We start from the raw sequence: 22,679 nt of genomic DNA, 5'->3' as shown, positions 1-22,679 counted from the left end.
ATTTAAGATGGTACAATTAAATTAATCTTAAATCAGGAGGTAATTTTTATGATAACGTTTTTATTATCAATTCTAGCACTAATTTTAGGTTATATGTTTTATGGTAAGTTTGTTGAAAAAGTATTTGGGGCTGATGAAAATAGACAAACCCCAGCTAAAGAAAAAAGTGATGGTGTAGACTTTGTAGAAATGGATTGGAAAAGAGTATTTTTGATTCAATTTCTTAACATTGCAGGATTAGGACCAATATTCGGTGCCATAGCAGGAGCGCTTTGGGGACCAATAGCATTTTTATGGATTGTTTTAGGGTCAATATTTGCAGGTGCAGTTCATGATTATTTTTCCGGTATGTTATCAGTAAGACATGGTGGAGCAACTGTTGCTGAAATTGTTGGTAAATACTTAGGTATAGGCGCACAAAATGTAATGAGAGTATTCTCAGTAGTCTTATTAGTACTTGTAGGTGTAGTATTTATTAGTGGACCAGCTGGTTTACTTGAAAACATGACTGGGATCAACAAATATATCTTCTTAGCAATTATTATCGTATATTATCTATCAGCTACAGTGCTTCCAGTGGACAAGCTTATCGGTAAAATCTACCCTGTATTTGGAGCAGCTTTACTAATAATGGGTATAGGTATCATGGTTGGTTTATTTACAAAAGGTTATGCAATACCTGAAATGACTCTTACAAATTTACATCCGGCAGGAAAATCAATTTTTCCATTCTTATTTATTACCATAGCTTGTGGTGCAATTAGTGGTTTCCATGCTACTCAATCACCAATTATGGCAAGATGTATGAAGAGTGAAAAAGAAGGTAGAAGAATATTCTATGGAGCGATGATAGCAGAAGGAATATTAGCTTTAATATGGGCAGCAGCAGCAATGAGTTTTTATGGTGGAACAGCGGGACTTGCGGGAGCAGGAGCACCAGCAGTAGTAGTAAATCAAATTTCTTCAACTTTAATGGGTCCTATTGGTGGAATACTTGCAGTTTTAGGAGTTGTAGCAGCACCAATAACTTCAGGAGATACAGCTTTTAGAAGTGCAAGACTTGCAATAGCGGATGCTTTTAATATAAAACAAGAAAAGATAGCAACTAGATTTTTAATAGCAGTTCCATTATTTGCAATAGGAATAGCTTTATGTTTCATAGATTTCACAATTATTTGGAGATACTTCGCTTGGTCTAATCAAACGTTAGCAACTATTATGTTATGGACTTCAGCTGTATATCTTTATAAGAATAAGAGAAATCACTGGATTGCAACTATTCCAGCAACTTTTATGACTTCAGTTATTACTTCTTATATATTAGTAGCAGGAGAAGGTTTTGGACTAGCAGAAAGTATAGGTATCCCAGTAGGAATACTTTGTGCGGTAGTAGCTTTCATAGCTTTCATGAATAAAACAAGAAAAATAAGTCAAGTATAAAAAATTAGAGAAATTAAAGAATAAAAAAAAGGCTTATGTTAATAATTGTTAACATAAGCCTTTTTTTAGTGTAGAAATTTATAATTATTTCTTAGTTTCATCAAGATAATAAATTAAGAACTGAAGATAATATCTATTTATATTATAAGTTGACAATAAAAGATGTGTTAAGTAAACTTTATTATATGAAATAGGTAACATTAAGGGGGGTCTCTTATGCATAAGGATTTTATTTTAAATTCTCATAAAAGGTGTTCAGAATGTGGGGTTAATGGAAATATAGCATATAGTAATAAAATTTTAATAGGTAATGAGTTGAAAAATAAATTGGAAGAGAATAGACAGTTTATTCTAACTGCATATCCTTTTATGGAACATATATATAATTTCGTTAAAGGTTCTCATTTTTTTGCTATCCTTACTGAACATGAAGGATGTATTTTGAATGTATTTGGAGATGAAAAGATAATTGAGGAAGCTTATAATCTAAAAATGATTCCTGGCGCTTATATGGATGAAAAATCTATAGGCACAAATGCTATGAGTTTGGTATTAACAGAAAAAAAACCAATACAAATATCTGGGGAGGAGCATTATATTAATGCATACCACAAATGGACATGTTCAGCCGCACCTATTAAAGATAGCACTGGCAAAATTATTGGTATATTAAATCTAACAGGGTATTGTAAAAATGTACATTTACATACACTGGGTATGGTAGTAGCAGCTTCTTACGCCATTGAGGCAATGCTACAATCTACTAAGGATAATAATAGCCTCACAAAAGCTAAAAAACATATAGAACAAGTATTTGATTCTATTTCAGCAGGTATTATTACAACAGATTTAAAAGGGGATATTCTAAATGTTAATAAAACAGGTTTAGATATGTTTGGCTATGATGAGAAAACCATGAAAAAATTTAAGATATGGCAACTGCTTAATGGGTATCATAGTATTATTGAAGCTATAGAGAAAGGTAAAAAATTTACAGATGAAGATGTAAACGTTAAAACGAAGAAAAATAAACTTCAATATAATTTAAGTGTTTATCCTGTACGTTTAACTAGTGACATTATAAGTGAGTATACCTTTGTATTTGTGGATGTGAAAAGAAGAAGAAAATTAGCAGGAAAAATTTTGAGTAATGGTGCTATTTATACCTTTGATAAGGTAATAGGAAATAATGATAAATTCTTAAAAACTATAGATTATTCTAAAAAAATTGCTGATAGTAGTTCCACAATTTTAATATCAGGAGAAAGCGGTACAGGTAAAGAAGTTTTTGCTCAATCAATACATAATTATAGTAATAGAAAAGAAATGCCTTTTATTGCGGTTAATTGTGGTGCTATACCAAGAACGTTAATAGAATCAGAGTTATTTGGGTATGAAGAGGGTGCTTTTACAGGTGCAAAAAAAGGAGGGAATCTAGGTAAATTTGAATTAGCTGATGGAGGAACCATATTTTTAGATGAAATTGGAGAAATGCCAAGTGATATGCAAATTAAATTGTTAAGAGTAATAGAAGAAGGTATTATTACAAAAATAGGAGGTAGGTCATCTCTACCAGTAGATATAAGAATAATAGCAGCAACTAATAAGAACTTAAAATCAGAGGTAGATAAAGGAAATTTTAGGAAAGATTTATTCTATAGATTGAATGTATTACCTTTGCTTTTGCCACCTTTAAGAGAACGAAAAGATGATATAGCTAACCTTATAGAATACTTTATGAAAAAAACATGTAAAAGATTAAATAAAAGAGAAGTAAAGATTACTGAGGAATATATGAATGCTTTAAGAAATTATCAATGGCCAGGTAATATAAGAGAACTTGAGAACTTAGTAGAACTTATTGTAAATACTGAATGTTTATCTGGAATAGATTTAAGTAAGCAAAGTGATTTAGCAGATATAAAGCTAGTTTCTTTAGATCTTAATGTTGGAGATGAGGAATTATCATTGAAAGAAGCAGAAAAAAAACATATCACCAAGGTACTAAATAAATATGAAGGAAACGTAGCTTTAAGTGCTAAAGCGTTAAAAATAGGAAGAAATACTCTTTATAGAAAGGTGAAGGAGTATAATATAAGATTCTAAATAAAATTGTTCCATTATGGAATTTTGTTCTATAATGGAACAATTTTATTCATTATATGTTCCTTAATGGAACAAATCACTACATAGATATAAATGAATTTTTATTAATTTATGATTTTTATTATAGGTATTCTAGATACATAATATTTTCACTAAACACATAATGTTTTGGCATGATAATTGCTTAATTAATATAGTATAAAGCAACTATAAGGATATATTTAGTTGTAATAAATATATAAATGGAGGGTTATCTATGTACGGATATAATGGTAAAGTTTTAAGAATTAATCTTACAGATAGAACAATAAAAAGAGAAAGTCTAGATTTAAACATGGCAAAAAAATTCATCGGTAGTAGAGGAATAGGTGTAAAAACTATGTTAGACGAAGTTGACCCAATGATAGATGCATTAAGTGAAGAAAATAAGATAATTATTGCAACAGGTCCTTTAACAGCGGCACCGGTACCTACCTCAGGAAGATATATGGTTATAACTAAATCACCTTTAACGGGCACTATTGCAATATCTAATTCGGGTGGTAAATGGGGAGCAGAGTTCAAAAACACAGGTTATGATATGCTTATTTTAGAAGGTAAATCAGAAAAACCAGTTTACATTAGTATTGAAGATGACAAGATAGAATTAAAGGATGCTACTCATGTATGGGGAAAAGTTGTAACAGAAACTGAATCATTATTAAAAGCAGAGAATAATCCTAAATCTAAGGTACTAAGTATAGGCCCAGCAGGTGAGAAACTGTCATTGATTGCTGCCATAATGAATGACCATGATAGAGCGGCAGGAAGAGGTGGAGTTGGAGCTGTAATGGGTTCTAAAAATCTAAAAGCTATAGTTGTTAAAGGTAGTGGAAAAGTAAAGATTAAAGATGCGGAATTAGTTAAAAAAATATCTACAGAAAAAACAACTATTCTTAGAAATGACCCAGTAGCTGGAGGAGGATTACCTTCTTATGGAACAGCTGTTTTAGTTAATATAATAAATGAAAATGGAGTACATCCAGTTAAAAATTTCCAAGAATCCTACACCGATAAAGCAGATTTAATTAGTGGAGAATCTTTGGCAGAACAAATGTTAATTAAGAATACTGCTTGTTATAGGTGCCCAATAGCATGTGCTAGATATGTAAAATTAGATGATGGCACAGAATGTGGTGGACCGGAGTATGAAACTCTTTGGTCTTTTGGATCTGATTGTGATATTTATGATCTTAATGCCATAAATAGAGCTAATATGTTATGTAATGAATATGGCTTAGATACTATATCAGCTGGAGCTACTATTGCAGCTGCTATGGAATTGAAACAAAGAGGAATTATTAAAGACCAAGATATATCAGCAGATGGAGTATCATTAGATTGGGGAGATAGTAAGGCTATAGTTGAATGGACAAAAAAAATGGCACTAAGAGAAGGTTTTGGTGATAAATTAGCAGATGGTTCATACAGGCTATGTGAAAGCTATGGAGCAACTGAATACTCTATGACTGTAAAAAAACAAGAAATACCAGCATATGATCCAAGAGGAATACAAGGCCACGGTATTACTTATGCAGTAAACAACAGAGGAGGATGTCATATAAAAGGATATATGATAAATCCAGAAATATTAGGTTATCCAGAAAAGTTGGATAGACTTGCGTTGGAAGGAAAGCCGGCTTATGCTAAAGTATTCCACGATTTAACTGCTGTAATAGATGCTATGGGTCTTTGTATATTTACTACCTTTGGATTAGGAGGGCAAGATTATGTGGATATGTTTAACTCAGTTGTAGGAGAAGAAGTTTATAATGTAGAAACATTATTAGAAGCAGGAGATAGAATTTGGAATCTTGAAAAAATATTTAATTTAAGGGCTGGAATTGATAGTTCTCAAGATACTTTACCAAAAAGACTTTTAAAGGATGTTATTGTAGATGGCCCATCCAAAGGACATGTTCATAGATTAGACGTTCTTCTTCCAGAGTATTACGAAGTAAGAGGGTGGAGCAAAGAGGGTATACCTACCAAGGAAACTTTAACTAAATTAGGATTAGAAGAGTATATATGCGATTAGAGGTAAGGCTATTTGCTTATTTTAGAGAAGGAAGAGGAAAAAAAATTTTTATTGATGATGATAATATCAGCACAATAAAAGAAGTCTTAGAATTTATAAACCTTGGAGAAGAAGAAATTTCTTTATTATTATTAAATGGCTTTGATGGAACTGTGCATAGACAATTAAAGGATGGAGATGTTTTATCATTATTTCCACCAGTTGGTGGGGGGTGATATTTTATGGAGAGATATAGCCGAAATCTTAACTCTATATCTTTAAATGATAATAAAATACTAAAGAAAAGTAAGGTATGCGTAGTAGGCTGCGGAGGCTTGGGTGGATATATTGTTGAGCATTTAGCAAGAATTGGAGTTGGAAATATAACTGTTGTGGATGGGGATATTTTTCAATGTTCAAACTTAAATAGACAATTATTTAGTGATGAAAAATCTTTAGGTAAAAATAAAGTTTTAAAAGCAAAAGAAAGAATAACTTTAGTTAATTCAGATGTAAAACTTACTCCTATAGCACAAATGTTAAATAAAGAAAATGGGTTAAGTATAATAAAAGATCATCATGTGGTAATAGATGCTTTAGATAATATCAGTACAAGGTTGTTACTTGAGGGGTTGTGTGAACTGCAGGGAATCCCCTTGGTTCATGGAAGTGTTGCAGGATGGTATGGTCAAGTTACTACTATTTTTCCGGGAGAGAAAACCTTAAGTAAAATATACAAAAAAGAAGTAGACAAAGGTGTGGAAAAACAATTAGGAAACTTATCTTTTGTAGTAGCAAATATTGCATCTATTCAAAGTAGTGAAGTAATCAAAATACTGTTATCAAAGGAAAATCCTTTAAGAAACAAAATACTTGTTGTGGATATGATTGCTATGGATTATGAAATTATGGAGATTAAATAAAAAAACAAAAAACAAGTTAGGATATTATCAATAATCTAGCTTGTTTTTTGCTTTTATAAAGAAAACTCAAGTGAAATTTAAGATAAATCTACAAAAAAATAGAAAAATATAGAAAAATAATTTATTTTGCAATATAATAGTATTATATGTGAAAAAAAGTGGGTGTTAATTCTTGAGTAATAATTTAAGCGTATCAAATACGGATAAGGAACAAATGAAAGAATTTATGGTAAATATAAAAGATGATTGTGAAATAGATAAAGTAAAAATGGATTTTTTTGCTAATATATCCCATGAATTTAAAACACCTTTAAACATTTTACTAGGATCTATGCAACTATTAGAGCTTTATTCAAATAATGGTACCATAATAGATCCACAACTAAAATTAGAGAAATATCTAAAAAGCATGAAAAATAACACACTTAAATTAGTGAGGCTTGTTAATAATATAATTGACTTATCTAAAATAGATTCTAACTATTTTTATTTAGAAAAACACAATTATAATATTGTTGAAATGGTAGAAAGTGTTTTAAAATCAATAACAACATATTCAGAAATGAAAAAAATTAGTATAGTACTTGATAAAAAAATTCATAGAAAAATAATAGCTTTTGATATAGGTAAGATAGAAAGAGCTTTATTAAACTTATTATCAAATGCTTTGAAATTTACGGATGAAAGTGGATGTATTCAAGTTAGCGTAGACGCAGATGAAAAATGGGTATATATATCAGTTAAAGACGATGGTATAGGAATGCATGAAGAAAAGATGCATATAATATTTAACAGATTTTCTCAAGCTGAAAAATCTTTTATAAGAAATAATGAGGGAAGCGGTATAGGCTTATCTTTGGTTAAATCAATTGTAAAAATGCATGGAGGGAATATAAAGGTTTATAGTGAATATGGAAAAGGAAGTGAATTTATTATAGAACTTCCTATAAACATAGTGGAAAATGATGAGGGTAACCAATATTATTCACAGTATGAAGATAGTAGAGTGGAGAGATTAAGAGCGGAACTTTCAGATCTTTAAAAATATGAATAATTAATACAAATGATTTTATATTGAAAAGGGAGCATACAATTAAAAAAATTGTATAAATAGATATGAATAAAGATTATATGATAGATAGGTATATAAAAGAAGCGGATGCTATGGAAAAAAGAAATCAAATTAATTTAGCCATAGAAACGCTTGAAAAGGCAATAGATGTTTATAATAATGAAAAAATGGATGAAAGACTTTTTAATATAAATATGAAGTTAGGAGAATTGAATGGAATTATTGGACAAACTGATTATAGCTTACAGTTTTATAATAAAGCCTATGAAAATTCCATTATTTTAGAAAATAAATTGTATATGGTGGATGCTTTGGTTAAAATATCTCAGATATATTTTCATATGAGAATGATAGATAAAAGTATTGAAATTACAGAAAAAGCTGAAAATATTTTAGAAGATATAGATTATATTCAGGGTAAGTTAGAAGTTTACTTGCAATGGATTAGTGTTTATTATGTAAAAAATGAATACTTTAAAGCTAGAGAAATAGGAAATATAGCTTTAAAGCTTTGTGGAGAAGATTCTCTGATTTATAAAGGAAGAATACTAAATTATTTAGCAAGATTATATTCTGATATAAGTAGTTTAGATGAGCATTTGAATTTGTTAAATCAAGCTTTAGAATGTTTTGAAAAGCTAGGTTTAGAAATGGGTATTTTAGGGATAATAAATAATTTAGGAACTGTGTATTCTGAAAAAGTACAAGATAATGATAAAGCACTTGAATACTTTTATAGTTTAAAAGAAAAAAGTGAAAATACTAATTATAAAGTTTTAAATATATATGCTTATAATAACAGTGCTGAAATTTATCTAAGAACTTTTAAATATGAAAAATCCATTTTATATGGTAGTGTAGGTAGAGAGAGAGCAGAAAAATCTAATGCAACTTATGCTGAAATTTATGCTTATGCTCTTTTAGTAAATGCAAATATAAAGATTTTTGATTACGAGAAAGCGTATTTTAATTTACAACAAGTAGATGAAAAGGTAAAAAAGTATCCTAATCAAGCAACAGAGATAGCTTGGTATTTTAAATCTTTGGCTATATTTTATAGTAAAATGGGACAATTAGAAAAAGCAAGAAAATTTATTGCAGAAGCATTAAAAATGCTTGAACAAGAAAAGTCTATTATTAAATGGGATTGTATTCTAATATCAGAAATTATAAATATAAAAAAAGCTAATAAAAAAATAGATATTTTAAATTCTATTGAAGGAATCAAAAGTAATCTTTTAAATTATAAAAGCAAAGATATAATATTAAATAATGTTTATGAGGTAGTCATAAAGTTAATTAATAAAGGATACAAGGAAATAGCTTTTGATTTTCTAAAAGAATATAATATATACTCACCTGAAAATAAAAGAGTTGAAATAAAACAAAGGTATTTAAAAGCTCTTCAATGTGATAAAAGTGAAGAAAAAATAAATATTTTAATGAATACCTTAAAGGAAGCAAAAGAAACTAATGATTTAAAGATATATTGGATTACTTTACAAGCTATAGCAGAACATTATAAAGAAAAGAATGATAAAGAAAAATTTACTAAGTATAATGAGGAAACAATTAAAGCAGCAGAAGATTTGCTTTCAAGAGTTCCAAAAGAATTCAGGCAATCTTTTATTTCTTATAATAATATGTATAACTAAAAAAATGCGTAAGAACAAAAAACAAGAGATAGAACCTAATAGAATCTAGAAGGTTCTATTTTTGTTTTTTGTAGCTAAATAATTTGAAGAAACGTATTATATAACAGGATATTATATAACAGGATAGTATATAACATGGTTATATTTTGTTCATAGTAACGTAGGAAATCTTATTTATAAAAAGAGGTGAACAATTATGGCGAAAAATTGCAAGTGTAATGGCTCAAATTTAGGTTGGTGTATGGCATGGCTTTGTGATGAAGATGTTCCTCCTGAAACAACTTGTGATGTGGGGTATTTCTTTAGTTATGAAGAAGGAAAGCAAGATCCAGCAACAGCTTTTGATTTTCCAGAAACGGCTATTACTAGAGGTGGGATAACTCAAGGAGCTAATACTACTGAAGTTAATATAGCAAATACTGGAGTGTATGAGGTGACCTATATAGTTACAACAAATAATGCTAGTGCTGTAAGATATGGTGTGCAATTAAATGCAGATCCAATTATGATGCAAACAATTTATGCTGGAGGACAATCAAAGTATAGAGGAGGGCAAGCTTTTATTGAAGTTACCACTGCTCCTTCTATATTAAAACTTATTTCTATTGATGATATAACCTTAGATTCTGATGGTGGGCAATATATAAGTATTTCATTAATAATTAAAAAAGTATGTGAATTATAAATTTAAATTATTTTATAAGTATCAGTGTAACAAGTTATGACTAACTTCAATATTATATAAATAGATGTGGATTGTTAATACACTTTAATGGATACATCTACAGCATTAAAAAATTTATACAATTTGAAACGGAGGTAAATTAGATATGCCAATAGTAACATTAGCAGAACTAGATTCATTTGAAAGTATAGATGCTATAGCAGAAGCAAAAGCTGGGATAATTCAATGTTTAAGTAATTTGTTTTATTCTGCAGAAGTAGATTATGTACCAGCGGAAGGAACAATTTTGTCAAATATAGAAATAGTAACTCCAGCAGAATTAACTGATAAAGTTGAATTCATGAAAAACACTTTATGTGCATATGCATGCGAAGAACTTTCTGCAGCTAAGTTAATTGAAGCACTTGCTTGTAAACTTGCAGTAGAAAAAGGTTTAGTTGGTGGAGCAAGTAGTGGTTGCAGCGATTGTTGTTGCTTAAAAAAGTAGAATAGGAGGAAAAAAATATGGCAGTTTTACCAGTACTCACAGATCCAGAATCAATGGATGTTATAATGGAAGCAGAAGCAAATGTAGTTCAAGGGATGGCGCAATTTTTGTGTTCAACTTTTGTACCAAGTTTACAAGAAATAGTTGTTATACCTGCAGAACCAACAGTAAACCAAGTTACTGCACAAGTTACAGCTATTAAAACATTGCTTTGTGGTTACGTAGCTAAAGAATGTGCTATGGCTGATTTAGTTAAAGCTATTGCTAAGAAAACAGCAGTTGATAACGGTGTAGACCCAACAGTTGTTTGTGCTTGTAGTTGTAATGGTGCAGAGTAATAGTAAATTATTTTTAGAATTAATATGATAGCTCCTTAAATAAAAGAGTTATGTTTATATAAATAAAAGAGCGAATTCTTCGCTCTTTTGTTATTTAAAGTAATTGTTAAGGTGGGTAATAATGAAAACAAGTATTATAATTTTAACTTATAATAAGCTAGGTTATACTAAACTTTGCGTAGAAAGTATAAGGAAATATACTGAAAAAGATAGCTATGAAATAATTATTGTAGACAATAATTCAACTGATGGAACGATTCAATGGATTGAAGAGCAAAATGATATAAAAGCAATTTATAATAAAGAAAATAAGGGTTTTCCTAGGGGCTGTAATCAAGGTATTAAAATATCTACAGGAGATAATATTTTATTATTAAATAATGATACCATAGTAACTTATAACTGGCTTAGCAATTTAACTAATTGTTTATATAGCAGTGATGATATAGCAGCGGTGGGACCAGTTACAAACAATTGTTCTTATTTTCAAACAATAGCTGTAGAATACAAATCCACAAAGGAAATGTTAAAATTTGTAGAAAAAAATAATGTGCTTAATGCTAACATGTGGGAAGAAAGATTAAAATTAATTGGTTTTTGTATTTTAATTAAAAGAAAAGTAATAGATGAAATTGGATTTATTGATGAAATATTTACTCCTGGAAATTTTGAGGATGATGATTATTGTTGCAGAATAAGAAAATCTGGTTATAGGCTGATTTTATGCAAAGATTCTTTTATTCATCATTTTGGAAGTGTTACATTTAAAGATAACAAATCACAATTTGGCAATCTGCTATATGAGAACAAGAAAAAATTTATTGATAAATGGGGTTTTGATATAGAATATTCTTCAAATATTAGATTTGATTTAATAAATTTCATGTATAAACCTATTAAAGATGAGATAAATGTATTAGATATAGGCTGCGCTTGTGGAGGAACACTACTACAAATAAAGAATATATATAAGAAAGCAAATTTATATGGCATTGAAATAAATGAGAATGCCGCTTTTATGGCTAATAATTTTGCAGATATAAAAATTGCTAATATTGAGAATTTAGAATTAAATTATGAAGAAGGTTTTTTTGATTATATTATTATGGGGGATATAATTGAATTGCTACATTATCCCAATATAGTTCTTTCAAAGATAAAAAAATATCTAAAAGATGAAGGACAGCTAATAGCTAGCATAAGTAATTCAATGAACTATAGTGTTATATACAAATTAAATAATGGGGATAAAAAGTTATTTGATAATATAGGAACAAAAGAAAATCATTTCCCATATTTAAGCTTAAGTAATATTAAAGAATTATTTAATGATCAAGGCTATATGATTGAAGATATAGATAGAAGCTATAATGCTTATAGTATAGAGTGTGATAGAATAATAAATTCATTAAACAATCTGACAGATAAAGATTTACGCAATGAATATAAAACTAATAAATTTATTTTAAAAGCTATAAAAGAAGAAGAATTTTATAAAAAACAAAATATAAGTTTTGATAAAAATAAAGTTGAATTGCTTATTAAAAGAATTGACCAGGATTCTTTTGTAGAAGAAAGTTCAGAAGAATTAGTTAAGATGCTTTTAAATGCAGAAGTAAGTATTAATATTCTCAATAAATTGATAGAAAATAAATGCAATAATAAGGAAAAAATCATTCGTTTATTAATAAATAAAATAGAAAACAACCAAATAGAGATAATAAAAACAAAAGAAACTTTAGAAGAGAATAAACCTTTAGTTAGTATTCTAATACCGGCTTATAATAGAGTTGAATATTTAGAATTAGCTTTAAATACCGCTTTAAATCAAACTTATAAAAATATTGAAGTGGTTATTTGTGATGATAGCAGTGAAGATACTGTAGAAAAAATGATAACTGAAAAATTTATTGGTAAGTATAAAAATTTAAGATACTATAGAAATAAAGAAAATCTAGGACAATTTGAAAATGATTTAAAACTTTTTGGGTTAGCTAAAGGTGATTATATAAATTACTTAATGGATGATGATGTATTTGAGTTAACTAAAATAGAAAAAATGATGAAGTATTTTATTAGCGATGTGAATGAAGAAATAAAACTAATAACATCTCATAGACAGATGATAAATGAACATGGAGAAAAACTTTCTTGTGTAGGAGTTACTGAAAAATTATTTGATGAAGATACTTTATTAGATGGGATAATTTTTGGTAATTTTGTATTAATAAATAATTATAATTGTATTGGAGAACCAACTACAGTTCTTTTTAGAAAAAAAGATTTAAAAGAACCTTTTGGAACTTTTAATAAAAGGAAATATGGATGTAATGTAGATATGGCCACTTGGTTAAATTTATTAGCAAAAGGGAAGATGGTGTATATTGCAGAAACATTGAGTTATTTTAGAATTCATCCTAATCAACAATTAAATAGTGATAAAATGATTCTTCTAGGTAATCAAGATTATGCTCATGAAATTCTTACAGCTAGAGAAAAGGGATTTTTACAAGATAAGAATGATTATATGAAAGCAATAAGCAATTGTGAAAGATATTGTTCCTTTATACTTGATAAATTTATAAAATCAGGTTTATATAATGAGGAAAGTCTTGAAGAGTTAAAAAATTATCATGAAGAATTAAAAAGTAGGTTTAGATTAGTATGATAAAATTTAAAATACTTGGAGCCGTTGATAGATTTAATTATGGAGATTTATTATTTCCTATAATACTTCAACAGTATATTGAAAAATATATAATAGATAAAATAAATAATTATGAGATAAAAGTTTATTCATTAGAAAATAGCGATTTATCCAATATAGGAGCTTTAAAAACAAAAGCTATGAAAGAGTTTTATAGAGATTGTAATGAAGATAAATATAATTATATAATTCTGGGGGGAGGAGATCTACTTCCGGTTAGAATTATTTACTCATATATGGATACTTTAAAAGAAAGTAAAGATGTTATTGCATTGAATAAATTAATAAGTAGTGGATTTGCAGCAGATGTGGAACTTTTTTTGATTGACCATTATGATTTGAAATCTAAATTCCCATGGATACCTGATAAAAATTCAATTCCAATAAACTCAAAGATTGTTTATAATGCCGTTGGAGGCTCAACATTAAATGAATTAGGCAATAAAGAAATTGAAGTTGTAAGAGAATTATTGGATAAAGCAGATTATTTGTCTGTTAGAGATAGCAAAACCAAGGAGAATTTAAATAATTTATCTATTCCTTGTGAATTATATCCAGATAGCGGGGCTATTATATCAGATATATTTACAAAAGAAAAGTTAGAAACTTTAGCAAATGAAAAATTAAAAGAAAATTTAAAAGCTTATAAGGGATATATATGTTTTCAGATTAATTTAAGATCTACATGGAAAAAAGAAGAAATCCTTATAAATGAATTAAATAAAATTTATGATACCTATGGATGCCCCATAGTATTATTACCCATAGGTTTAGCTGAAAATCATAATGATTTAAAAGCTCTAAAGATAATTTATTCTAAATTAAAAATTCCGAAATTATTATTACTGGAAGAAGTGAATTTATTTGATATAATATTTACAATTGCAAATTCAGAATTTTTTATAGGAAGCAGCTTACATGGAAATATTACAGCATTAAGTTATGGGGTTAAGCATCTAGGAATTAATAAAAGCATAAAGAAATTAAAAAGTTATTTAGAAACTTGGGATTCGAAAGAAAATGATATGTGTATAGATGTAGAAGAAATCTATGAGCAATTTGTAAAAGTAGAAGCTATTGATAAATCAAAAATTGTAGAAATAGGGAATAATATTAAAAATCTTGCTTACAAGAATTTAGAAGAATTATTTCAAGGTTTATTTCAAGACTTCCTAAAGTAATTTTAAAACACAAAACCACATTTCACACATAATATAATTAGTATGGATATTGTTTATTTAATTATTATTATGAGGTGAAAATGTGGTTACAATAAGTTTATGTATGATTGTAAAAAATGAGGAAGAAGTGCTGGATAGATGTTTAAATCCAATAAAAGATGTTATAGATGAAATCATAATAGTAGATACAGGCTCTGATGATAAAACAAAGGAAATTGCAGCAAAATATACAAATAAGATTTTTGACTTTACATGGATTGATGATTTTTCAGCAGCAAGAAATGTTTCTTTTGATAAAACTACTATGGAATATATAATGTGGCTTGATGCTGATGATGTATTTCTAGAAGAGGATATAAACAAGCTAAAAAAGCTTAAAGAAAATCTTGATACAAGCATCAATTATGCAACCATGATTTATAATTTGGATTTTGACGAATTAGGTAATGTTAAATTAAGTAATAGAAGAGTTCGTTTGGTTAAGAAAGAGAATAATTATAAATGGTGTGGAGTGGTACATGAATATATAGATATAAGAAAAGATAAGAATTCAATTAATAGTGATGTTTGTGTTACACATAAAAAATTAAAGCCTTCTGGTGAACGAAATATAGAGATATATAGAAAAAAGATGAAAGAAGGAGAAGAATTTTCACCTAGAGATTATCATTGTTATGCTAATGAATTAGCTTATCGTAAATATTATAAAGAAGCAATAGAAGGTTATGAAAAATTCTTAGATCTGGAGTGGTCACTTAGAGATAAAATAACTGCTTGTAGCAGTTTGGCAGATTGTTATTTTGCTATTAAGGATATTGAAAAAGCAAAAATGACTAGTTTAAGATCTTTCCTTTATGGTACTCCACGAGCAGAACAATGTTGTAAACTAGGGTTCTATTTTTTTACAGAAAATAATCTAGATTCTTCAGTTTATTGGTATAAAGCAGCCTTAGAGTTAGAAAAACCAGATGAATCCTGGGAATTAATTAACGATGCATGTTGGAGTTGGTTGCCTCATTTGCAATTAAGTTTATGTTATATGAAATCAGGAGATTACGAACTAGCAAAACAACATAATGAAAAAGTAAAAGAAATTAGACCTAATGACAAAACTGTTGCTTTAAATGAGGGATTAATTGAAAAACTAATTAAATTAAGAAAAGATAAAGAATAAGAAACTGTATAGAAAAAAATAAGCTACTAAAGTGCAGTAGTTTATTTTTTTGTGGTAAAGTATCTTAGTGGTTAATAACAACAATTATTAACTTTATAATTGCAAATAAAGATTACAGCAATTAATCCTAATAGTAATAAATTTTCTGTAGATACATTACAGTTTTCTTTATGTGGTTTACAAGGAGGTTTTATACTATAACCATAATTCAAGGCATTTATTAAATCTGCCATGGATTTTTCTTTGCATGCATATGCACAAACTAAACTATGTGTTAAATTTACTCGCTTATCTAAAGGTTCAATTTTCTTTAGATCATCAACAAAACCTTCACAGAATAATTCTTGCAAGCAGCGTGCAATTTTTGCTTCAGACGAAAGTATATCTTTAATGTATCTTTCATAGGATGCATGAATAACTCTTTTTTTCTCCATAATTGCTACACCTCTTAATTAGTTTAGAGAAATATTGTAATATAATTAAATTATTTTTTATTTGCTAAGATAGTTAAAAAAATGAATATTGCTTTATTATCATAATATGATAATGATATTTAATATGTTCGTTATAAGAATTAACAAGTAAAAAAAAGCTTTGTAACATTTGTTACGGCTATACTGAAAGGATTCTTGTAAAATATGATTTGTAAAGAAACGGATTTCCAATAGATTATTATAAAATAAAAAATACAAAAGAAAAATTTGGAGGTAAAAATATGAGTATGTATTGTTATCAGTGTCAAGAAGCAGCAGGCGGTAAAGGTTGTACAGTTAAAGGGGTTTGTGGTAAGGATGAAAAATTAGCAAAATCTCAGGATTTATTAATATATGTATTAAAAGGTTTATCAGTTTATAGTGTAAAAGGAAGAGAAGTGGGGGTAATAAACAAAGAAGTTGATAAATTTATCATGGAAGGTTTATTTTCTACAATAACAAATGCAAACTTTGACAGAAATGTTTTTATAGCAAGAATAAAAAAAGGCTTGGAATTAAGAGAAGAATTAAAGAAAAGCTTAATTGTAGCAGGTGTTAAATTAGGAAACTCAAAATCAAACGAGACATGGGTAAAGAAAATACTTTCTTTTCTTGGGGTTAAAACTGAAGAAGAAGTTAAATTACCAGAGGCAGCTACTTGGTTTGCGGATAATGTAGAAGCTTTTGATTCAAAAGCGGGTAGTGTTGGAGTTTTAAGTACAAAAGATGAAGATATAAGATCATTAAGAGAACTTATAATTTATGGAGTAAAAGGATTATCAGCTTATATGGAGCATGCAAGTGCTTTAGGGTATAATGATGTAGCAGTTCATGGTTTTATGCATAAAGCATTAGCAGCTACTTTAGATGATACTTTAACTGTAAATGATTATGTAGCTTTAACTTTAGAAACAGGTAAATTTGGGGTAGATGGAATGGCTTTATTAGACAAAGCTAATACAGAAAGTTATGGTAATCCAGAAATCACAAAAGTTAATATAGGAGTTAGAAATAATCCGGGAATATTAATAAGTGGACATGATTTAAAAGATTTAGAGAAATTGTTAAAACAAACAGAAGGTACTGGCGTTGATGTTTATACTCATAGCGAAATGTTACCTGCTCACTATTATCCAGCTTTCAAGCAATATTCTCATTTTGCAGGAAACTACGGAAATGCTTGGTGGAAACAAACTGAAGAATTTGAAAAGTTTAATGGACCAATATTAATGACAACAAATTGTTTAGCACCACCAAAAGCTTCTTATAAAGATAGAGTATTTACAACAGGTGTAGTTGGATTTGAAGGATTAAAACATATAGAAGCAAATGCAGAAGGTGAAAAAGATTTTTCAGCAATTATAAACTTAGCTAAAAAGACTGCAGCACCTACAGAAATAGAAACAGGTGAAATAGTTGGTGGATTTGCACATAACCAAGTAATAGCATTAGCTGATAAAGTAGTAGAAGCAGTTAAATCAGGAGCTATCAAGCAATTTTTCGTAATGGCTGGTTGTGATGGAAGAGCTAAAAGTAGAGATTACTATACAAATTTTGCAAAAGAAATTCCAAATGACACAATAATTTTAACAGCTGGTTGCGCAAAATATAAATATAATAAATTAGAGTTAGGGGATATAGGTGGAATTCCAAGAGTATTAGATGCAGGCCAATGTAACGATTCTTATTCATTAGCTGTAATTGCAATGAAATTACAAGAAGTATTTGGTTTAGAAGATATTAATGAATTGCCTATTTCATACAATATAGCATGGTATGAGCAAAAGGCAGTTATAGTATTGCTTGCATTACTTCACTTAGGAGTGAAAAATATTCACTTAGGACCAACATTACCAGCATTCTTATCTCCAAATGTAACAAATGTTTTAGTAGAAAACTTTGGTATAGGTGGAATTACAAATGTACAAGATGATATAAAAATGTTTTTACAATAATAGAGTAAACAAAAGAAGTTCACAGTTTAAAATAAATTGTTGACTTCTTTTGTTTACTATTTTTTTCAAGAAAAGTTTTCACCTAGCTTTTATTGGTTTATGCTATAATCAAAACTATAGAGTTATTTTTTAGCAACTAGGAGGAAATTATGGAATTAAGATTATTTAGTTTTATAGAAGAAGTTACAGAACATTTAGAAAAGATGCAAGGGCAATTAGAAATAGCAGTGACAGATTTGGAATTATTTTTTCATGAAATATTGTTATCAAAGAAAATTCAATATTCTAATATAAATTCTAGAGTTAAATCTTGTGATAGTTTAAAAGAAAAAATAATAAGAAATACATATTATAAAAAATATGGCTGTGCCAATGAATTGTTTTCGAATTTATCAGATCTAATAGGGATAAGAATAGAATGTAGATTTGGAGAAGATGAAGGTAAAATATATAAAGCATTAAAAGAATATTTTGATATTGTGGATGATAGTGGATATTGCTATAACCAAATTGATGATTCTATAAAACTAGAATTAAGTAGCCCACAACCTCAGAATCAAAAGAATGGTTTTAAAATATATAGAATTGATGGGTATTATTTATATGCAGGAAATAAAATAAATTTTGAAGTTCAAATAAAATCCTTAGTTAATAGCTTTTGGGGAGAGATTGAGCATAAAGTAGTATATAAAAATAATAATTATATAGTAGATGATACATTTATAAAAAACATTTTAGGATCAATAAAGAAAAACTTGGCTATGATAGATAATCAATTACTTATGATAGACAATCAATATAACAAAATGAATTCAGCAAATCCAGATGTGAGAATGATTGAACTAGAATCGGTTTTATCTAAAATGATTTATGATATATTCTCAACAAGGATGAAAAATAATCTAGGTTTTATAGTGGAATTTAGAAATTCTTGCGATACAATTATGAAATATATTTTCAGAACAAATAAAGCAGAGAATTTAGATGATTATAATAAAACCTTGATAAAAACCTTAACTAGATTAAATGACATTTCTAAAAATACTATGGATTTTGATAGTGAAATAAAATTTGAAAGAAAAGTAAAATTTAAAGATGAGTTTTCTAGTATTTTAGGAAATGAAATCTTGAAATCTATCAACACTGATTTTGAATGGAATTTATTTTTTAGGATATTATTTGAAATTGAATTAGGTAATAATGCAGAAGATTTTGAGAAATTTATATCTTTTATAAAAAATAGATATTATAGTAATAAAAATTTACAAAAGTTAAAAGACAAATTCGACGAAAATCAAGCTCAATATATAATTGATGAGTTAATTATAGAAATTGCAAAAACATTAAAAAAGGTTGATTCAGTTAAATATATTTATGACAATAACGTTGAAAAAACAAATGGAATACTAAATTCTTTAATAGAAATTATATGTAAAGACATAAAAGATTTTAATAAATGGCAAGAAACTAAAAAAGTTTATATTGAATTTTTAAATTTAGAAATAGTAAATGAATTTGAAATTAATAAAATGTATATAGAATATGAAAAATTTATTGAAGAAATAAGAAAAATATATAATGAAACAAAAGAATATGGAAATATCCTGAAATTAGCTGAGAAAAAACAAAGGTAAGAATTTGAATTTTGTGAAAATTTACAAAATTACAAAAATAACATTTACAATAAGTGAATTTACAGTTATTATTATAATAGTATAGGAAAAATTTTATAATACTAAATAATATAGGCTAGCTGGAGGGGATTTTTATGATGAAAAATGGTGTTAAAAAAATTGCTTTGTTAACAGGTGGAGGAGACTGCCCAGGTTTAAATGCAGTTATTCGAGCCGTCACAAGAACAGCTATTTTGAAATATGATGTTGAAGTAATAGGTTATAAATTTGGTTATAAAGGGTTATACAATAATGATTTTATGCCGCTAACACTTAAAACAGTTTCAGGAATCCAACATATGGGAGGCACCATATTATACAGTTCTAATAAAGATAATTTATTTGACTATACAGTAGAAGAAGATGGAGTAGAAGTAAAAAAAGATGTTTCAGATGTTGCAGTAGAGAATATGAAAAAAGAGAATATAGATGTATTGGTTGTAATAGGTGGGGATGGAACTTTAACAAGTGCAAGAGATTTTGCTAGAAAAGGAGTTAAAGTTATCGGAGTACCTAAAACTATAGATAATGATTTGGCATCAACTGATGTTACCTTTGGATTTAATTCAGCATTAAATGTAGCTGTAGATGCGTTGGATAGACTACATACAACAGCAGCATCACACCATAGAATAATGTTGTTAGAAGTTATGGGAAGAAATGCAGGTTGGATTGGTTTGGAATCAGGAATAGCTGGATCAGCAGATGTTATTTTGATTCCAGAGATACCTTATGATATAAATAAAATTGTAGACAAGGTAAGAGAAAGAGAAGAAGAAGGTAAATTATTTAGCATAATTGTTGTGGCAGAGGGAGCAAAACCTTTAGGTGGAAATGTGGTTGTAAATAAAGTTGTTAAAGATAGTCCAGATCCGATAAGACTTGGAGGAATTGGTAATAAATTAGCTTATGACTTAGAACAACTTATAAAAAATCATGAAATTAGATGCACTGTTTTGGGTCATATACAAAGAGGTGGAATGACTTCAACCTTTGATAGAATTTTATCTACAAGATATGGTGTAGAAGCTGTAGAAATGATTAATAATAATAAATTTGGAAATATGGTTTGCTTGACAGGAAGAAAAATGAGTTATGAGCATTTGGAAAATGTTATAGGTGCTACTAAAGTAGTTAATCCTAATGGAGAAATAGTGGAAGCAGCTAAAGCTATAGGAATTTGTTTTGGAGACTAAAAAATAATAAATTAAAATAATAAAAAAACCATGAAAAGTTAATTTTTCATGGTTTTTTTATCAGGAAAGCTTTAATTTTTGAATTAAATTTTTGAAAAAGTTGCTATAAAAAGCTTTGAAATGAAGTAAAGTAACAATAAATTTGAAAACCAAGCATAGATTTACCACTAAGTATTTATTTATAGATTTATTGCTAAAAAGTAGGCATAATAACTCATTGTTATATAGCTATTCACGTGCTAAAATCATTACAAATAAGAAGTTGGGGCGAATTTCTTAAAAAAATAAAAAGGGGACTTTTAAATGAATGATAAATATAACGAAACAATGAGATTTAGTATAAGCGAAGAAAGAAATTGCGAAATTAATTCGGAAGCAAGTTATTTTGATTATATTAGAGAACTTAAATCTAATAGAGACGAAATTAACGAATGTGAAGATGAATATAATATTGCTTTTATGACATTATAAAGTAATGATGTATGTTGTAGAAATAAAAGAAGATTATTAAAATGGGTATATAAAGTTAAGATTTAACTTAAATATAGCCATTTTTTAATTTTTTGGTAACATAATATTTAAAATTAATTGTTAAATGATATTATAAATTGTATAATATATATTAATGACAAATGTAAATATATATATGTTTTTATAAATTAAAAGAATATGTAAAAAAATAAAGATATATATTGGAATGAAATATATAAATTTGTAAAAAAAAGCATATATTCAATAAAATACTTATATTTTAATTGTTTGCTAATGATGAATGTGATATAATTTGCATATACGTTTTACACTAATTTGGTTGTAACTACATAATTGTAAAGGGGTAGACAAACTATGATAGCTGAATATGAAGGAATTATTAAAAAAATTGACGGAGTTTTAAATGTTAAAATAATACATGATGAAAGTGAAATTAAAGAGGTACATATTTTAGCTAATAGAATGAGGGCGCCTAAACAAATTGTTAGAGATATTGAATCCTGTTTAATTGCAGTATATGATTTTAGAATAGATAGAAAAGTTATAAGTATAGCTCAAATTCAAACTGATGAATCCTTACAATTTAGAAGAATAAAATTAGATGGTATATCTATGAAGATTGAAGATAACGTGGTAGAGTGTACAGTTAATCTTGGCTATGAAGGAAATACATATGGAGCTACAGAGTTAGGGGTAAAAACCTTAAATAATAGACATAAATTAATAGCAGAATGTACCATTAAAGCAGTAGAAAAAATTATTGGACATACTATAATGTTTCATATACAGGATGTAGTAGTGAGTAAAAATAGAGATGTATCTTATGCCACTGTATTTGTAAATATGTTTACAAAAGAAAATGAAAAGGTATTGATAGGAGCATCTATTGACTCAAATGACATTAATGTTGCTATATGTAAAGCAACTTTAGATGCCATAAATAGAAAAATAGAAAAAAGCAACACCATGTAAATGCAATAAAGACCGATTATAATTTAATTATCATATCTAAGTTAAATTTATACTTATTTGATTTTCCTTTTACCTAAGCGGAGTGAACTATGGC

Annotated in this window: 19 protein-coding genes; 18 read left to right on the top strand and 1 reads right to left on the bottom strand. The window is 27.8% G+C overall.

Annotated elements, in window-relative coordinates; all coding sequences use genetic code 11:
- Positions 1 to 48 precede the first annotated feature (48 nt).
- The 13 genes from BUB83_RS03165 (at position 49) to BUB83_RS03105 (ending at position 15,824) form a co-directional block, all read left to right on the top strand.
- Positions 49 to 1,440: a carbon starvation CstA family protein gene (locus BUB83_RS03165; protein ID WP_073336949.1), complete on the top strand. Its 1,392-nt coding sequence runs from the start codon at positions 49 to 51 to the stop codon at positions 1,438 to 1,440.
- A 216-nt stretch (positions 1,441 to 1,656) separates the two neighbouring features.
- Positions 1,657 to 3,546 carry a sigma-54-dependent Fis family transcriptional regulator gene (locus BUB83_RS03160; protein ID WP_073336947.1) on the top strand — a complete coding sequence of 630 codons (1,890 nt, stop codon included), beginning with the start codon at positions 1,657 to 1,659 and terminating at the stop codon, positions 3,544 to 3,546.
- A gap of 256 nt (positions 3,547 to 3,802) precedes the next feature.
- Positions 3,803 to 5,623 carry an aldehyde ferredoxin oxidoreductase family protein gene (locus BUB83_RS03155; RefSeq protein WP_073336944.1) on the top strand — a complete coding sequence of 607 codons (1,821 nt, stop codon included), beginning with the start codon at positions 3,803 to 3,805 and terminating at the stop codon, positions 5,621 to 5,623.
- A complete protein-coding gene (locus BUB83_RS03150) occupies positions 5,614 to 5,838 on the top strand; it encodes a MoaD/ThiS family protein (protein ID WP_073336942.1) in 225 nt (74 codons plus the stop codon). Before BUB83_RS03155 ends, BUB83_RS03150 begins: the two co-directional genes overlap by 10 nt.
- Before the next feature lie 6 nt (positions 5,839 to 5,844).
- Positions 5,845 to 6,525 (top strand): HesA/MoeB/ThiF family protein, encoded by a 681-nt coding sequence (locus tag BUB83_RS03145; RefSeq protein WP_073336940.1) that lies wholly within the window; start codon positions 5,845 to 5,847, stop codon positions 6,523 to 6,525.
- A 172-nt stretch (positions 6,526 to 6,697) separates the two neighbouring features.
- A complete protein-coding gene (locus BUB83_RS03140) occupies positions 6,698 to 7,567 on the top strand; it encodes a sensor histidine kinase (RefSeq protein ID WP_073336938.1) in 870 nt (289 codons plus the stop codon).
- A 74-nt stretch (positions 7,568 to 7,641) separates the two neighbouring features.
- Positions 7,642 to 9,252 (top strand): tetratricopeptide repeat protein, encoded by a 1,611-nt coding sequence (locus BUB83_RS03135; RefSeq protein ID WP_073336936.1) that lies wholly within the window; start codon positions 7,642 to 7,644, stop codon positions 9,250 to 9,252.
- 196 nt (positions 9,253 to 9,448) lie between these two features.
- Positions 9,449 to 9,937 (top strand): hypothetical protein, encoded by a 489-nt coding sequence (locus BUB83_RS03130; protein WP_073336934.1) that lies wholly within the window; start codon positions 9,449 to 9,451, stop codon positions 9,935 to 9,937.
- A 145-nt stretch (positions 9,938 to 10,082) separates the two neighbouring features.
- Positions 10,083 to 10,424, top strand: coding sequence for a hypothetical protein (locus tag BUB83_RS03125; protein ID WP_073336932.1), 342 nt, complete (start codon positions 10,083 to 10,085; stop codon positions 10,422 to 10,424).
- Positions 10,425 to 10,441: 17 nt separating this feature from the next.
- Positions 10,442 to 10,762: a hypothetical protein gene (locus tag BUB83_RS03120; protein ID WP_073336930.1), complete on the top strand. Its 321-nt coding sequence runs from the start codon at positions 10,442 to 10,444 to the stop codon at positions 10,760 to 10,762.
- Between the two features lie 121 nt (positions 10,763 to 10,883).
- Complete coding sequence (locus tag BUB83_RS03115; RefSeq protein ID WP_073336928.1) at positions 10,884 to 13,430, top strand: glycosyltransferase; 2,547 nt, start codon at positions 10,884 to 10,886, stop codon at positions 13,428 to 13,430.
- Positions 13,427 to 14,650, top strand: a complete 1,224-nt coding sequence (locus BUB83_RS03110; RefSeq protein ID WP_073336926.1) for a polysaccharide pyruvyl transferase family protein — start codon at positions 13,427 to 13,429, stop codon at positions 14,648 to 14,650. The genes BUB83_RS03115 and BUB83_RS03110 overlap by 4 nt, the downstream gene beginning before the upstream one ends.
- Before the next feature lie 82 nt (positions 14,651 to 14,732).
- Positions 14,733 to 15,824: a tetratricopeptide repeat-containing glycosyltransferase family 2 protein gene (locus BUB83_RS03105; RefSeq protein ID WP_084133377.1), complete on the top strand. Its 1,092-nt coding sequence runs from the start codon at positions 14,733 to 14,735 to the stop codon at positions 15,822 to 15,824.
- A 71-nt stretch (positions 15,825 to 15,895) separates the two neighbouring features.
- Here the strand turns inward: BUB83_RS03105 and BUB83_RS03100 are convergent, their stop codons facing one another.
- Positions 15,896 to 16,258, bottom strand: a complete 363-nt coding sequence (locus tag BUB83_RS03100) for a hypothetical protein (protein ID WP_073336924.1) — start codon at positions 16,256 to 16,258, stop codon at positions 15,896 to 15,898.
- A gap of 281 nt (positions 16,259 to 16,539) precedes the next feature.
- Between BUB83_RS03100 and hcp the strand changes: the two genes are divergently transcribed.
- The 5 genes from hcp (at position 16,540) to BUB83_RS03080 (ending at position 22,585) form a co-directional block, all read left to right on the top strand.
- Positions 16,540 to 18,252 (top strand): hydroxylamine reductase, encoded by a 1,713-nt coding sequence (gene hcp / locus BUB83_RS03095; RefSeq protein WP_073336922.1) that lies wholly within the window; start codon positions 16,540 to 16,542, stop codon positions 18,250 to 18,252.
- A 149-nt stretch (positions 18,253 to 18,401) separates the two neighbouring features.
- The gene (locus tag BUB83_RS03090; RefSeq protein WP_073336920.1) at positions 18,402 to 19,886 is read left to right on the top strand and encodes a GTP pyrophosphokinase; all 1,485 of its coding nucleotides are present in this window, start codon (positions 18,402 to 18,404) and stop codon (positions 19,884 to 19,886) included.
- Between the two features lie 137 nt (positions 19,887 to 20,023).
- Complete coding sequence (locus BUB83_RS03085; RefSeq protein ID WP_073337074.1) at positions 20,024 to 21,121, top strand: 6-phosphofructokinase; 1,098 nt, start codon at positions 20,024 to 20,026, stop codon at positions 21,119 to 21,121.
- Positions 21,122 to 21,424: 303 nt separating this feature from the next.
- A complete protein-coding gene (locus tag BUB83_RS21830) occupies positions 21,425 to 21,592 on the top strand; it encodes a hypothetical protein (protein ID WP_159434039.1) in 168 nt (55 codons plus the stop codon).
- 375 nt (positions 21,593 to 21,967) lie between these two features.
- The gene (locus tag BUB83_RS03080) at positions 21,968 to 22,585 is read left to right on the top strand and encodes a hypothetical protein (RefSeq protein WP_073336918.1); all 618 of its coding nucleotides are present in this window, start codon (positions 21,968 to 21,970) and stop codon (positions 22,583 to 22,585) included.
- Positions 22,586 to 22,679 lie beyond the last annotated feature (94 nt).

Source organism: Clostridium grantii DSM 8605, assembly GCF_900129965.1.
Taxonomy (GTDB): Bacteria; Bacillota; Clostridia; order Clostridiales; family Clostridiaceae; genus Clostridium_AF; species Clostridium_AF grantii.
Note: the sequence above shows the minus strand (reverse complement) of the source record. Positions and strands in the feature narration are given on the sequence as shown.

Excerpts from the sequence above, each read along its gene's own strand:
- BUB83_RS03110 (WP_073336926.1), top strand. The coding sequence starts at position 13,427 with ATGATAAAATTTAAAATACTTGGAGCCGTTGATAGATTTAATTATGGA.
- BUB83_RS03165 (WP_073336949.1), top strand. The coding sequence starts at position 49 with ATGATAACGTTTTTATTATCAATTCTAGCACTAATTTTAGGTTATATG.
- hcp (WP_073336922.1), top strand. The coding sequence starts at position 16,540 with ATGAGTATGTATTGTTATCAGTGTCAAGAAGCAGCAGGCGGTAAAGGT.
- BUB83_RS03115 (WP_073336928.1), top strand. The coding sequence starts at position 10,884 with ATGAAAACAAGTATTATAATTTTAACTTATAATAAGCTAGGTTATACT.
- BUB83_RS03125 (WP_073336932.1), top strand. The coding sequence starts at position 10,083 with ATGCCAATAGTAACATTAGCAGAACTAGATTCATTTGAAAGTATAGAT.
- BUB83_RS21830 (WP_159434039.1), top strand. The coding sequence starts at position 21,425 with ATGAATGATAAATATAACGAAACAATGAGATTTAGTATAAGCGAAGAA.
- BUB83_RS03100 (WP_073336924.1), bottom strand. The coding sequence starts at position 16,258 with ATGGAGAAAAAAAGAGTTATTCATGCATCCTATGAAAGATACATTAAA.
- BUB83_RS03150 (WP_073336942.1), top strand. The coding sequence starts at position 5,614 with ATGCGATTAGAGGTAAGGCTATTTGCTTATTTTAGAGAAGGAAGAGGA.
- BUB83_RS03130 (WP_073336934.1), top strand. The coding sequence starts at position 9,449 with ATGGCGAAAAATTGCAAGTGTAATGGCTCAAATTTAGGTTGGTGTATG.
- BUB83_RS03135 (WP_073336936.1), top strand. The coding sequence starts at position 7,642 with ATGAATAAAGATTATATGATAGATAGGTATATAAAAGAAGCGGATGCT.
- BUB83_RS03090 (WP_073336920.1), top strand. The coding sequence starts at position 18,402 with ATGGAATTAAGATTATTTAGTTTTATAGAAGAAGTTACAGAACATTTA.
- BUB83_RS03120 (WP_073336930.1), top strand. The coding sequence starts at position 10,442 with ATGGCAGTTTTACCAGTACTCACAGATCCAGAATCAATGGATGTTATA.
- BUB83_RS03155 (WP_073336944.1), top strand. The coding sequence starts at position 3,803 with ATGTACGGATATAATGGTAAAGTTTTAAGAATTAATCTTACAGATAGA.
- BUB83_RS03085 (WP_073337074.1), top strand. The coding sequence starts at position 20,024 with ATGAAAAATGGTGTTAAAAAAATTGCTTTGTTAACAGGTGGAGGAGAC.
- BUB83_RS03080 (WP_073336918.1), top strand. The coding sequence starts at position 21,968 with ATGATAGCTGAATATGAAGGAATTATTAAAAAAATTGACGGAGTTTTA.
- BUB83_RS03160 (WP_073336947.1), top strand. The coding sequence starts at position 1,657 with ATGCATAAGGATTTTATTTTAAATTCTCATAAAAGGTGTTCAGAATGT.
- BUB83_RS03145 (WP_073336940.1), top strand. The coding sequence starts at position 5,845 with ATGGAGAGATATAGCCGAAATCTTAACTCTATATCTTTAAATGATAAT.